This is a genomic window from Acidimicrobiia bacterium, from assembly GCA_018057765.1.
Lineage (GTDB): Bacteria > Actinomycetota > Acidimicrobiia > IMCC26256 > JAGPDB01 > JAGPDB01.
Genome location: JAGPDB010000017.1, coordinates 1 through 12,041, shown reverse-complemented (window position 1 = coordinate 12,041; position 12,041 = coordinate 1). Strand labels below are relative to the sequence as shown.

Below are 12,041 nucleotides of genomic sequence, written 5' to 3'. Positions count from 1 at the left end.
TAAAGTAATCTGAAATGGAGAGCTGCCAGAGCGGCCGAATGGGCTTGCCTGCTAAGCAAGTGTCTGTAGCAATATGGACCGAGGGTTCAAATCCCTCGCTCTCCGCCATTTTTCGTAATTATTGCTATGCATAAAGCAAATTTTGCGATTGTTTGGTATTTATAACTTTTTTAACTATTGGAACCTGTAAGATTATTTATAAATACTTAAGAAGGATAAGCATTGGGCAAGAATATTAATAACTCTAAAACTATATTAGTTGTTGAAGATGAAGTTTCGCTAAATAATTTATATGTCAAGTTTCTTGAAACAGAGGGATATATTGTTGAATCTGCAAAGAATGGTCAAGAGGCTTTGGAAATATTTAATGCTAGAAAACCTGATCTAATATTATTGGATTTAAGTATGCCTGTCCTTGATGGGGTCGGTTTTTTAAAAGAAGCTAATATACTAGAAGCAAGTCCTAATACTAGGGTGATCGTTTTTACTAACTCTGAGGATGACGATAGGATAGATAAAGCATTTGATCTCGGAGCGACGAGGTATTTGCTTAAAGTTATGCTCGCGCCAAAAGAGTTTTCGCGGATATTACATGGAGAATTGAACGGTAAATAATAGCTTGGAATTTAAGGTGTGATTTTGTTATCATATAAATTCTTTCCAGTCTTCAATGTTGGTCAATTCAATGAGCTTCTTCATATTTAGGGAATAGCTAAATGATCCAGTATGAATGATACCTTCTTGTTTCAATTTTTTTAATTCGACAGCAACTGTCTCACGAGTAATTCCTATCAAATTAGAAATATCAGTTTGGGTAATTCGGACATTCAGTCTCCACCAACCATCTTTATCTTCCTCACCGTACCTCTGGAGTAAGTACCTAAGGATATAGATAATCTTTTCTCTGACTCTGGATTGGCCAAGTGCTTCTATGCTTATGAGTGAACCAATATATCCCAAAGCCAATCGTTCAAAAAGTATATCTTTTACTTGGGTATTATGCTCAAGTTCACTTCGGAGTTGTTTCATTGGTATATTTAGACATTTTATTGATGTGGCGGCTTCGTAGAAATACTGGCATCCTTTATCTTTGCCGTATATACATTCTGGTGGAAATATATCACCTTCATCCATTAGTGCAACTGTTCTTGCTGTTTCGTTTGCATTGAATGTTGTTGCTTTAACTGATCCATTTAAAAGCAATAAAGCATTTCGCGGAATTTCATTTTGAAAATATATTAGCTGACCACGTTTGAATTCGCTTGTAGTACAGCTATTAAAGATTTATGTGAGAATTTGTAATGGTTCGTTCACGGCTATATTCTAATTCAGAAGATTCGAATTTTGGTTTTTAAAAATTATTAAACATATGATTGATTCAAGTCAAATAAATTTGGTGTACTGCTATCTCCTATTAATTAGTTTTATCTTTCAATTCTTATCGCTGTTCCAATTGATGTTGGAGTCTGTTTTTGTATTGTTGCTTGAGTATCTATCTTGACTGAATTTGATTTTGTTCTTGTGGGACTATTTAAAGCAAACGCACTTGTTGTAAAAATTGTAATTGTTAAAAGAATGAAGATTATTGATATAGAGATGGATTTTTTTAGATCAATAATAAAATATTTGGAAGTAGTTATATTTCTCTCTTTATATATTTGATTAATCATTTCTACTCCTTATTTCTTTATAAATCATCGGATAAGACATAAGGAATCTTTAGTGAAATTGTAAGATATCTTACAAATAGTTCATATGACCTATATATATAGTCATATTTCGTCTAGTTCGCAGAAAGCCGTAGTTATTATATTTGTATAGAAAATTCCGGGGGGATGACGATAAATATCTACAGTTTGAAATAGGAACATTCAGCATCTAGAGCCTCAAGTCCAGATCTAATCAAACCTTTCATCAAATCGCTTTGATCGTAAGAAATCTTTTTGTGGCGCAAAGTCATTTTTGAAACTACATACCGAAGCTTATATATATGTAGCTTATCTAAATAGCCATAAGGTAATTCTCTCACATCTTTATATCCATCGATTAGCATGCTTAATCTATTCTGTGGAAAAAATAGCGACCAGCAAGCAATATCTGCAATAGGATCGCCTCCGTGACATTCATCCCAATCTATTGCATAACAATTATTCTTATCATCAAGCATGATATTCCAATCAGCAAGATCATTATGAATAAGTACTGGTTGTTCGCAATCGATTAGGTCACTAGATTCAAGTAATTGCGAAATATTATTTGCCTGTTTCTGGTCTATATATTGCCCCTCAACGATAGTTTTTAAATTACTATCCAATCCAGCCAAGCAATGGTCTCTGTATGAATCATGTATTCCTATCAAAACATTTCTTTCTCCAGCTATTTTATTGTCGAAGAAACCGTAGCCATCAACGTTTATAGAGTGTATATTCGCCATAAGTGACCCTGCCGCATTAACAAGCATTTTTTCATCGTCTGGATTTTTTGCAATATGAAATTTCATATTGTCGCCAGGTATCATTTCGAATAGTATGAAATCCAAATTGTCTTGAACGCTATTACTATTACTATATTGAACAATGACTGGTTTAGCACATCGAATTTTATTATTTAGCACAAGATTAGCTGCTGTAACCTCAACATTGAAATAACCATTTTGTAGGAATTTAGGGTGGAATCTACCAATAACATTTATATTATTACTCAATTTAAATTTTCTATTTAAATTTACACTACCAATATCCAAACTTTCACTACCACTGATACTTACAGCCTTTATCTCTTTCAGCTGTTCGTTTTGATATAGAGCTCTATTTAGAATTTCGATAAGTTGATCATCGGATATAGTCTTGTATCGATCTCCGAATAATATACTTGTTTCTTGCATTGTTAAAGGTTTATCGGTTTGCCAATAAAACATGTTTGAGCGGTCAAGAGTCTTCTTGTTTATTTCCAACAATCTTTCATCTGTGATATCGTTCATATTGATTTCCCTTGATTAAAAATATAGATACAAGATGGTTTAGTGGCTTAAATAGAGAAAGCTAAGTCAACAATGATGTATTAGCGAATATGAAAAGCACCGTCTGCCGCAATAAGGTCATCTTCATCTAGCTGCCAAAGTTGCAAAGCTGCTTCAGCACCGTGGGCACCTTCACGGCTCGGCAAGTTAGAAAGACCTAACAGCTCACGTGCACGCTTTGGCAAAGTGCGAGCCAATTCAGGCGAGATAGCTAAAGGAACAGCTTCCTCGGGAGTTAGCCAACCAACTAAATAAGACAAATATAATGCTTTTCTCCAACGGTCATGAGTTTTATTTTGACCACCAGAATGAATCAAGCTACCAGTATAAACAAGGGCATCTCCGGGTTCCATAACTGCTTGAACAATCTCGGAATCTTTGGCTTCTCGACCCTTTGGCCATAAATGTGAACCAGGGACAACACGAGTTGCGCCAACTTCGGCATCATAATCGCCAATTGCTATCAGGCAAGCGAGTTGTAAATCTATATCTTCTAGTCGTGCGGCAAATGGCCAATTTAAATCATCGCGATGTAATTCTTGTACAGCTTGATCTGGCCCCAAATATATGAGCTCGCTTTGAGATAACCAATAATCGCCACAATGAGGATGAAGAATAGCATCTGCAATAGACAATAAAACGGGATTAAGCAACATTTCATTTACCCAAGTTTTTGAGCGACGCGCCATTGACTGCATTCTTATAGTGTCATTGCCATAAAAAGTATCATCATGCCCGCTTAAAAAACCTGGTTCACGATGATCAACAGAATCTTGGAGCTCGTCAGCAAAAGAAGTCGCATGGCTAGGTGCAATTAAATTTGTCAAAATTAGTCCGCCGTCACGTTTAATAACGCTAACTATTTCTTCAGAATCGCTATCTGCGGGTAATCTTGTTAAAGCAGCTTGTGTTGTGAAGTTCTGTGTCATAAATATTCCCTAATCTTTTCTAGTAATGCGGGAAATTCTTCAAATCCGGCATCCGTATTTAAATGACCGCCATTTTCAATCGGCATCAATTCAATATCAATTTTGTTAGCGATCTCTTCGCCCATCCACAATGGCACATACGGATCGTCAATTCCGTGAAATGAATACCCTATTTCAAAGCTATTGACTATTTTATCCCAATCAAAACCAAAATGCGTAAAAGAGTGATTAACTGTATCGAATTCGCTAATCCCAAGATCGTTTATAAAACCACTAACCAACAAGATACCCTTGAGCTTTATATCAGATTCACTAAGTAAAGCCAGAATAAATGCTGAGGCAATAGAATGGCCCACCAAAATCATGTCTTCTCTTAATGGGCCTACTTCTTCAAAAAAGGTAAGTTTCCAGTTCTCAAAATTTTGTTCACTGTTAATAGGGAATTGAGGAACAACAACATTGCAATTATCGGCCGATAATTGCTTTACTGCATAAGGAATCCAGTTCTCGTCGATATTACCAAATGAACCGTGGACTATAACAACTGTTGTCTTAGACATATATATTCATATTAGGCGATTCGAATTTAAGTAATTACAATAAAGAGCGCTATACTTGAACACTCAACATGCGGTCGTAGCTCAGTTGGATAGAGCGCCTGCCTACGGAGCAGGAGGTCGGGAGTTCGAATCTCTTCGACCGCACAAGTTGGTTGAAGAGATTCGAACCATAGTTCACTGTGAATCTTTGTTCGCGTGGCGAATCTCTTCGACCGTACAAGTTGGTTGAAGAGATTCGAACCATAGTTCACTGTGAATCTTTGTTCGCGTGGCGAATCTCTTCGACCGTACAAGTTGGTTGAAGAGATTCGAACCATAGTTCACTGTGAATCTTTGTTCGCGTGGCGAACTCTTCGACCGTACAAGTTGGTTGAAGAGATTCGAACCATAGTTCACTGTGAATCTTTGTTCGCGTGGCGAACTCTTCGACCGCACAAGTTGGTTGATTAAAAACATTTAACTTTTCAAGGTTCGACCTTGGAAGCAATTGTGGGTATAATTTTATATGGTTCGTTTTATTTTTATCCACGGAAATGGTGGCGATACTTGGAAAGTCGCATTCGCACCTAATCTTAAATCGGCTCTTTAGGATTTAGGTTACAAAACTTATTTCGAAACTATGCCAGACCCAAAACTGGCAAAGAAAAAATATTGGCTTCCATTTTTAGAAGATGTTGTAAAAGTTCAGCCAAATGATGTACTCATTGGATTTAGTAGTGGTGGCGCCTGCGCACTTCGGTATGCAGAACAAAATGCGCTTGCTGGCTTAGTTTTAATTTCCCCTCATTATACTGATCTTGGTGATGAGGAAGAAAAAGTTAGTGGTTATTTTGATGAGCCTTGGAACTGGGAAGCAATAAAGAACAATGTGAGCAAATCGGTATTATTCCATGGTAGCGGTGATCCATGGATCCCAATACAAGATTTTAAGTTCATCTCTGACTCAATAGGTGCCGAGAGGCATGAGATTTTAGATACAAAGCATTTTCTGGAAACGACTTCAATCCCTGGGATAGAAGAAATAATTACTCAGCTTTTTTCTAACAAACCTTAATATAGTTATAGTTTCAGAATAACAATTATTCTATTTTTATAATATTGTATAAACTAGCCATATGAACGGCACAAAACGTATTGCAATATTAGGTCTAGGTATTATGGGAACAGGAATAGCCCAAAATTTCTTAAAAAATGATCAAACCGTCATAGTGTGGAACCGTTCGGTAGAAAAAACTAAAGATCTTAAAATTCAAGGTGCGCAAGTAGCAAATTCTATTAAGGCTGCTGTTCAAAAAGCTGACATAATTTTTGAGGTAACAGCAAACGATGAATAGTCAAGGGCAGTTTGGTTCGATGATGGAATTTTAGATAATGTAAATAAAGATCAAGTCGTTATAACGTGTGCAACTCTTTCAGTTGGTTTCATTGAGGAACTAGCAACGTCCTGCGAAAAAAAGGATTTAACCTTTTTTGATATGCCGCTAACAGGCGGAAGTATCGGGGCTCAAACTGGCAGGTTAACTTTATTGGTTGGAGGAAACGAAAAAGAACTAGAAAAGATAAAAACTATATTAGGTTATATTGCACAGGAAGTTAAATATTTTGGTGAAGTGGGCGCTGGAACAAAATACAAATTGATTCTTAATTCAGTTCAAGCAATCCACATGATTGCTTTTGGCGAGGCAATCAAGATGGCTAAACAGGCCGGCCTAGATTTGAATTTAGTAGGGGATGCTCTTGTAGCCAGACCGGGTGGAACTTCAACAAAAATATCATGCGATGCTTTAAAACAAGATCCTAAAGATGTCTCATTTTCGGCCCAATGGATGGCGAAAGACTTGGGTTATGCTGTTGAGATGTTATATGATCGTAAGTCGCCATTACTTGAAATTGCTAACGAAGTATACTCACAAGCAGTAGAAGACGGTCTTGGGAGTTGTGATTTTACGATTGTAAATAAGTTCGAATCATAGTTATTAAATTTATAAAAGTTATTTGCATGTTTTGTTTATTTTACGGACTATTCACATAAATAAGAAAGCAAACCGCGTGCTGTATGCATGCGGTTCTCAGCTTGTTTCCAAACTACAGATTGTGGGCCATCAATGACTTCATCTGTGACTTCGAGGCCACGGTGAGCAGGCAAGCAGTGCATGAATATGGCCTCCGCGTTTGCTCTACTCATTAGCTCCGAATTTATCTGATAATCTTTAAAATCTTTAACTCTTTGATCTTTTTGATCCTCTTGACCCATAGAATACCAGGTATCAGTGTAAATCACGTCAGCGTTTTCAGCAGCAAGTTTCGGGTCATCAACGAGGTTTACTTTAACGTTTCCAGATTCAAATTTGTTCAAGTCTGAAGCGCTCAAACCGTATCCCTTGGGATGTGACAAATTCAGAGTATTACCGAACATGTTTAGGGCAATGGCTAAAGGTCTAGATACATTATTTGGATCGCCAATATAAGAAACCTTTAGTTTTTCTATGTCGCCAAGAGATTGCCTCAATGTCAAAAGGTCTGCAAGTGTTTGAATTGGATGAGTCTGATCTGACAATAAATTTATAACTGGCACACTTGACGCATTGGCCATTCGGGTGAGTTTACTATGATCGAAAACCCTTGCTGCGATTGCAACATCAAATAAACTCAACGTCTTTGCTACGTCTTCTGCTGATTCTCTTTCATCAATTCCGGTTTCATCTGGTCGAACATAAATAGAGTTTCCACCAAGTTGTACAACCGCATTTTCCATTGATTGTCTAGTGCGCGATGATGGTTTCTCGAAAAGTAATACCACACTTTTGCGTTTTAAAATTTGATTTACATCGTTGGACTCTGCACGGTCCAATATTTCAGTTATCTCATCAACTGTTAAATCATCGATTTCAAGAAAGTGTTTTACCATTTCGTAACTTTAGTTGCAAAATAAAAATATTTCAAAATACATCCTAGAAATAGTGATCCAAAGCAATAAAATACTAATCTTGGCAGACGTAATCATTACTCTAGGGAGACTACATGGGATTTAAATTGCTACCACGCAATGAGTCATTTTTTCCATTATTTATTCAAACAGCTGAAAATATCGAGCAAGGGGCTGTGCGTCTGAAAAAACTCGTTGATGGGCGACTTGATGATTCGGAAAAAATATCTAAACAGATTAAAGAAATAGAATTAAGTGGCGACCAATTTACTCACTCTATTGTTAACAAAGTATATAAAAGTTTTGTTACACCATTCGATAGAGAAGACATACATGAGCTTGCCGAAGGTCTCGATGATATTTTGGATGAGATATTGAATGTAGCCGATTTATTAGTTCTGCATAATGTCCAAGAAGAAAGTGAATATCTAATTGACTTATCAAAGATTCTCGTGAAGTGTTGTGAACAGATTACAAAACTTATGTATAAACTAGAAAAGTTAGATAAAATTGATGAAACTCTTGAAATAATTGCTGATTATAGACGTAAAGCGCGAAAAGTTTATCGAAATGGTGTTTCATATCTATTTTCTGGCGAATTAAAGTCGTTTGAAGTATTGAAATTAAAAGATATTACCGAAGCTTTATATGCTGCAGTTCATTTAACGGATCATGCAGGTGACATTGTTGAAGCTATAACTTTAAAGCATTCATAGGGAATTTTTTAATGACACAAGCATTATTCGCAATTTATTTCACAATAGCTATTGCCTTGATTTTTGATTATGTTAACGGTTTCCACGATGCGGCGAATTCGATTGCTACAGTTGTTTCGACTCGAGTACTTTCACCACGGCTAGCTGTAATGTGGGCTGCTGTATTTAATTTTATTGCCTTTTTGGTATTTGGCACCGATGTAGCTAAATCAATTGCTAAAGATGTTGTTGAACAAAATATATTGAGCGTTGGCATGATATTTGCAGGTTTACTTGGTGCAATTATCTGGAATTTAATAACATTCTATTTAGGTTTGCCAAGTTCATCTTCTCATGCTCTAGTTGGTGGCATGGCTGGCGCTGCAATAGCAAAGGGCGGTTTCGATGCGCTGATAAGTGAGGGTTTTAGAAAGATTGCAATTTTTATTATTCTTTCACCACTTATTGGATTAGCTTTAGGATTTATACTGATGATTATTACCCAATGGTCAACAGTCAAAGTAACAAATGTGAACCGCATGAATAAGATTTTTAGAAAATTACAACTATTTTCTGCTGGTGCATATTCACTAGGCCATGGGGCAAATGATGCACAAAAAACAATGGGGATTATTCTGGCATTGTTAATTTCAGGAAATCAAGTTGGTGCAAATTCTGAGTTGCCGCTTTGGGTTGTGCTTGCAGCTCATAGTGCAATAGCACTTGGAACGCTAAGTGGCGGTTGGCGAATTGTTAAAACTATGGGTTCAAAAATAACCAAACTTCAACCTCAAGGTGGTGTGTGTGCTGAAACTGCAGGAGCATTAACATTATTTGCTACATCAATTGCCGGCATACCTGTTTCGACAACACATACAATCACTGGAGCAATAGTTGGAGTTGGTTCTGCTCGACGAATTAGCGCAGTGCGATGGAATGTCGCTACTAGAGTTGTTTGGGCATGGGTACTGACCATACCTGCAGCGGGCGTAATGGCAGCCGGAACTTTTTATGTTGTGAGTTGGTTAAAATGATGAAAATTATTGATATGAGAACTAAGTTTTTCTTTTTTTCTACGCTGATTATCGTCGCTTTAATTCCAGCTGCACCAAAAGATTTAATGTTTGTTCCTGAGTATACTGCAATTACATACTGTGTCTTGACTGTTCTATGTCTTTTTGATTCAGTATCCCGCCATAAGAGTAATTGATATTAAATGTTATATAGGTAACTAATTATAAAAATTTAGAAATTGATCATAATCAAAAGAAATAAAAAGATTCTGAATATTTAGATTCTAAAACTAAAGCTGCAATGATTCATCCATGCTTGCTAATCTCTTAAAGTGAAATACAATCATTTGTAAATGATTAATTTACTGATCCCTTTGAATGATATGTTGATGAAACTATTGTATCTAACTTGACACTTGAAGTTGCATCTAAAATTTCCTAATTTTAAAAGAGCCTGACCTAAGTCGGGCTCAATTAAGCTTTCTGGCGGAAGGGGCGGGATTTGAACCCGCGAAGCTATTAACTTGCTAGTTTTCAAGACTAGTGCATTCGGCCGCTCTGCCACCCTTCCGTCGAAGATTTTAGTTCAGAACAACTCACATTTACACCTTGTGGTATAAATGTTCAATATTTTTTTGAGTTATTTACGTTTAGAAAGCGTTTCTTCGCCACCCATAAAGCTACGCAATGCTTCTGGAATTTCGAAATCGCCATTCTCTTTTTGGGCACGTTCCATCAAGAAAGTTAAACCTCGACCAATTGCAATTGCTGTACCATTCAAAGTGTGAACTAGCTCAGTGCCATTTTCACCCTTTACGCGGATGTTACCCCGTCTTGAAGCAAAATCTAAATAATGTGAACAAGAGGTTAGTTCTCTATATGCACCTTCACTTGGTAACCAAACTTCAACATCATATTTTTTAGTCGTCGCTGAGCCTAAGTCTTGGCTTGCAGAAGCAATAACTCTGTAACTAAAACCTAGTGCTTGACATATTTCTTCTTCAATGGCTAATATTTTTTCGAATTCTTTCCAAGAATCTTCTGGCGTTGAATAAATAAACATTTCAACTTTATCGAATTGGTGAACACGAAAAATTCCTCGCGTATCTTTTCCATATGTTCCTGCTTCTCTTCTAAAACATGAAGAGAAACCGCAATATTTTTTGGGCATATCTTTTTCATCAATTATTTCACCACGATGTATACCAGCAAGTGGAACTTCTGAGGTGCCAACTAAATATAAATTGTCTTCCTCAATGTGATAAACCTGGTTCTCGTCTGTGGGGAAAAACCCTGCTTCTTCCATTGAAGATTCTCGTACTAAAACTGGCGGTACAATTGGGGTAAAACCGTGTTTAGCCAATAAACCCATCGTGAACTGGACTAATGCGAATTCAAGTCGAACTGCATCGCCCGCTAGATATGCAAAGCGTGATCCACTTATATTTGCACCTTGCTCACTCAAAACCCAACCCATGTGTTCGCCGTAATCAGCATGGTCCATTTTTGGTGCACTATATTGTTCACCAACTATTTTTACAATTTCAAAATCTTCTTCTTGGCCGACCGGTACACTGCTATCTATAGGATTAGGTATTTGCAAAATTAATGAGCGATATTTTGTTTCAAGTTCACTCAGTGTTGTTTCATAACCGTCTAGCTCTTTTTTGATTTCGTTTGCAGATTCAATTTTTTCTTTACGTTCATCTGGGTTAGCCTTGCCAATCTCTTTAGAGATCAGGTTTTTTTGAGCTCTTAAATCATCGACTATTACTATAAGCTCGCCACGTTTTAATTCAACTTCTAAAAAGTCATCAATCAGTTTTGGGTCAACTTTTTTTGCTTCAATACGTTCACGGTATTCTTTATCATCTTTTAATAGTTTTGCATTAATCATAATATCTACATTCTAGTTTCTTGTGGTAGGGACAGTCCCTACCAACTTAGTCTTCAATTGAATTTCGTAATGTTTGAATCCAATTTTTTGTTTCTTTCCAGACTTTTGTTGCACTATTTCTAGTGACAGCACCTTTATCTCCTGCTACAGCATAAGAACCAAGAAACTTTACATCAGCATGATTCGCGCCAACATGTTGTAAACAATCTGCAACCAGATCATCACCAATGTGACCAATGAAATCAATCAGAAAACAATATTGACCTAACCCTTCTTTTGTGGGTCGTGATTCTAATTTTGATAAGTCTATGTTTCGTGCAGCGAACTCACTAAGAATGGACAACAGCGAACCTGGTCTATTTGATCTTTGGAAACAGACAATCGACGTTTTGTCGTGACCCGTCTTTTTTGGTATTCCTTCTCCAACGACGATGAATCTAGTTTGGTTTGCTGAACGGTCTTGAATGTTCTTATCAAGTTTCGTTAAAGAATATTTTAATAGTGCTTGTTCTGGACAAATCGCAGCAATGGATTTATCTTTTTGTTTATATACATATAGAGCTGCTTCAGCTGTTGATTCAATTGGCATTATTTCAACATCGGGAAGTTTATTTGCTAGATAATCACGACATTGGGCAAGTGCATGAGGATGTGAATATATAACTTTAATATCTTTGTATTTGGCATTTTTTACAGTAGCTAAACATAAAGAAATATCAATATCTATTTCTCTTTGGATCATCAGATCTGACTCAAAGATAAGCATGTCTAACGTTACGGGAACACTGCCTTCAATCGTATTCTCTAAGGGCACAATACCTAGGGAAGTTTTACCGCTAGATGTTTTATTGAAAACGTCAACAATATTTTTTTGCGGAAAGGATTTATATGTGCTTAAATCACTTTGTGTCATCAATGCTGATTCGCAAAACGTGCCTTGCGGGCCTAAATAAGAAATGGTTTCGACCTGTTTACTCTCAACTTCAATAGATTTAGTAATTT

14 protein-coding genes and 3 tRNA genes are annotated in these 12,041 nt (G+C 36.6%); 8 read left to right on the top strand and 9 right to left on the bottom strand.

Going from position 1 to position 12,041, the window contains the following annotated elements; all coding sequences use genetic code 11:
- The first annotated feature begins 16 nt into the window (after nucleotides 1-16).
- Both KBF89_06420 and KBF89_06415 read left to right on the top strand, forming a co-directional pair.
- Nucleotides 17-108: transfer RNA gene (locus KBF89_06420), tRNA-Ser, on the top strand.
- 114 nt (nucleotides 109-222) lie between these two features.
- On the top strand, nucleotides 223-615 hold the full coding sequence (locus KBF89_06415; protein MBP9115962.1) for a response regulator: 393 nt from the start codon (nucleotides 223-225) through the stop codon (nucleotides 613-615).
- 30 nt (nucleotides 616-645) lie between these two features.
- Here KBF89_06415 and KBF89_06410 read toward each other — a convergent pair whose 3' ends face one another.
- The 5 genes from KBF89_06410 to KBF89_06390 form a co-directional block, all read right to left on the bottom strand.
- Nucleotides 646-1,203: a Crp/Fnr family transcriptional regulator gene (locus tag KBF89_06410; protein ID MBP9115961.1), complete on the bottom strand. Its 558-nt coding sequence runs from the start codon at nucleotides 1,201-1,203 to the stop codon at nucleotides 646-648.
- A gap of 221 nt (nucleotides 1,204-1,424) precedes the next feature.
- Nucleotides 1,425-1,670, bottom strand: a complete 246-nt coding sequence (locus KBF89_06405) for a hypothetical protein (GenBank protein MBP9115960.1) — start codon at nucleotides 1,668-1,670, stop codon at nucleotides 1,425-1,427.
- Between the two features lie 179 nt (nucleotides 1,671-1,849).
- On the bottom strand, nucleotides 1,850-2,980 hold the full coding sequence (locus tag KBF89_06400) for a phosphotransferase (protein MBP9115959.1): 1,131 nt from the start codon (nucleotides 2,978-2,980) through the stop codon (nucleotides 1,850-1,852).
- Between the two features lie 80 nt (nucleotides 2,981-3,060).
- The gene (locus KBF89_06395; protein ID MBP9115958.1) at nucleotides 3,061-3,948 is read right to left on the bottom strand and encodes a phytanoyl-CoA dioxygenase family protein; all 888 of its coding nucleotides are present in this window, start codon (nucleotides 3,946-3,948) and stop codon (nucleotides 3,061-3,063) included.
- On the bottom strand, nucleotides 3,945-4,508 hold the full coding sequence (locus tag KBF89_06390) for an alpha/beta hydrolase (GenBank protein MBP9115957.1): 564 nt from the start codon (nucleotides 4,506-4,508) through the stop codon (nucleotides 3,945-3,947). Before KBF89_06390 ends, KBF89_06395 begins: the two co-directional genes overlap by 4 nt.
- A gap of 70 nt (nucleotides 4,509-4,578) precedes the next feature.
- Here KBF89_06390 and KBF89_06385 point away from each other — a divergent pair.
- The 4 genes from KBF89_06385 (at nucleotide 4,579) to KBF89_06370 (ending at nucleotide 6,481) form a co-directional block, all read left to right on the top strand.
- A tRNA-Arg gene (locus tag KBF89_06385) sits at nucleotides 4,579-4,652 on the top strand.
- 475 nt (nucleotides 4,653-5,127) lie between these two features.
- Complete coding sequence (locus tag KBF89_06380) at nucleotides 5,128-5,562, top strand: hypothetical protein (GenBank protein ID MBP9115956.1); 435 nt, start codon at nucleotides 5,128-5,130, stop codon at nucleotides 5,560-5,562.
- Between the two features lie 61 nt (nucleotides 5,563-5,623).
- Nucleotides 5,624-5,842 (top strand): NAD(P)-binding domain-containing protein, encoded by a 219-nt coding sequence (locus KBF89_06375; GenBank protein MBP9115955.1) that lies wholly within the window; start codon nucleotides 5,624-5,626, stop codon nucleotides 5,840-5,842.
- A gap of 141 nt (nucleotides 5,843-5,983) precedes the next feature.
- Nucleotides 5,984-6,481: an NAD(P)-dependent oxidoreductase gene (locus KBF89_06370; protein MBP9115954.1), complete on the top strand. Its 498-nt coding sequence runs from the start codon at nucleotides 5,984-5,986 to the stop codon at nucleotides 6,479-6,481.
- 47 nt (nucleotides 6,482-6,528) lie between these two features.
- Here KBF89_06370 and argF read toward each other — a convergent pair whose 3' ends face one another.
- Nucleotides 6,529-7,416, bottom strand: a complete 888-nt coding sequence (gene argF, locus KBF89_06365; GenBank protein MBP9115953.1) for an ornithine carbamoyltransferase — start codon at nucleotides 7,414-7,416, stop codon at nucleotides 6,529-6,531.
- 113 nt (nucleotides 7,417-7,529) lie between these two features.
- Between argF and KBF89_06360 the strand changes: the two genes are divergently transcribed.
- On the top strand, nucleotides 7,530-8,150 hold the full coding sequence (locus KBF89_06360; protein ID MBP9115952.1) for a DUF47 family protein: 621 nt from the start codon (nucleotides 7,530-7,532) through the stop codon (nucleotides 8,148-8,150).
- 11 nt (nucleotides 8,151-8,161) lie between these two features.
- The gene (locus KBF89_06355) at nucleotides 8,162-9,163 is read left to right on the top strand and encodes an inorganic phosphate transporter (GenBank protein MBP9115951.1); all 1,002 of its coding nucleotides are present in this window, start codon (nucleotides 8,162-8,164) and stop codon (nucleotides 9,161-9,163) included.
- Between the two features lie 463 nt (nucleotides 9,164-9,626).
- Here KBF89_06355 and KBF89_06350 read toward each other — a convergent pair.
- The 3 genes from KBF89_06350 to pheA form a co-directional block, all read right to left on the bottom strand.
- Nucleotides 9,627-9,713: transfer RNA gene (locus tag KBF89_06350), tRNA-Ser, on the bottom strand.
- A gap of 69 nt (nucleotides 9,714-9,782) precedes the next feature.
- Complete coding sequence (gene serS, locus KBF89_06345) at nucleotides 9,783-11,039, bottom strand: serine--tRNA ligase (protein ID MBP9115950.1); 1,257 nt, start codon at nucleotides 11,037-11,039, stop codon at nucleotides 9,783-9,785.
- A gap of 46 nt (nucleotides 11,040-11,085) precedes the next feature.
- On the bottom strand, nucleotides 11,086-12,041 hold a 956-nt coding region (gene pheA / locus KBF89_06340), incomplete at its 5' end, for a prephenate dehydratase (GenBank protein MBP9115949.1).

What these genes read in the sequence shown, in the direction of transcription:
- KBF89_06405 (MBP9115960.1), bottom strand. Translation starts at nt 1,670, where the DNA reads ATGATTAATCAAATATATAAAGAGAGAAATATAACTACTTCCAAATAT.
- KBF89_06400 (MBP9115959.1), bottom strand. Translation starts at nt 2,980, where the DNA reads ATGAACGATATCACAGATGAAAGATTGTTGGAAATAAACAAGAAGACT.
- KBF89_06395 (MBP9115958.1), bottom strand. Translation starts at nt 3,948, where the DNA reads ATGACACAGAACTTCACAACACAAGCTGCTTTAACAAGATTACCCGCA.
- KBF89_06390 (MBP9115957.1), bottom strand. Translation starts at nt 4,508, where the DNA reads ATGTCTAAGACAACAGTTGTTATAGTCCACGGTTCATTTGGTAATATC.
- KBF89_06380 (MBP9115956.1), top strand. Translation starts at nt 5,128, where the DNA reads ATGCCAGACCCAAAACTGGCAAAGAAAAAATATTGGCTTCCATTTTTA.
- KBF89_06375 (MBP9115955.1), top strand. Translation starts at nt 5,624, where the DNA reads ATGAACGGCACAAAACGTATTGCAATATTAGGTCTAGGTATTATGGGA.
- KBF89_06370 (MBP9115954.1), top strand. Translation starts at nt 5,984, where the DNA reads ATGCCGCTAACAGGCGGAAGTATCGGGGCTCAAACTGGCAGGTTAACT.
- argF (MBP9115953.1), bottom strand. Translation starts at nt 7,416, where the DNA reads ATGGTAAAACACTTTCTTGAAATCGATGATTTAACAGTTGATGAGATA.
- KBF89_06360 (MBP9115952.1), top strand. Translation starts at nt 7,530, where the DNA reads ATGGGATTTAAATTGCTACCACGCAATGAGTCATTTTTTCCATTATTT.
- KBF89_06355 (MBP9115951.1), top strand. Translation starts at nt 8,162, where the DNA reads ATGACACAAGCATTATTCGCAATTTATTTCACAATAGCTATTGCCTTG.
- serS (MBP9115950.1), bottom strand. Translation starts at nt 11,039, where the DNA reads ATGATTAATGCAAAACTATTAAAAGATGATAAAGAATACCGTGAACGT.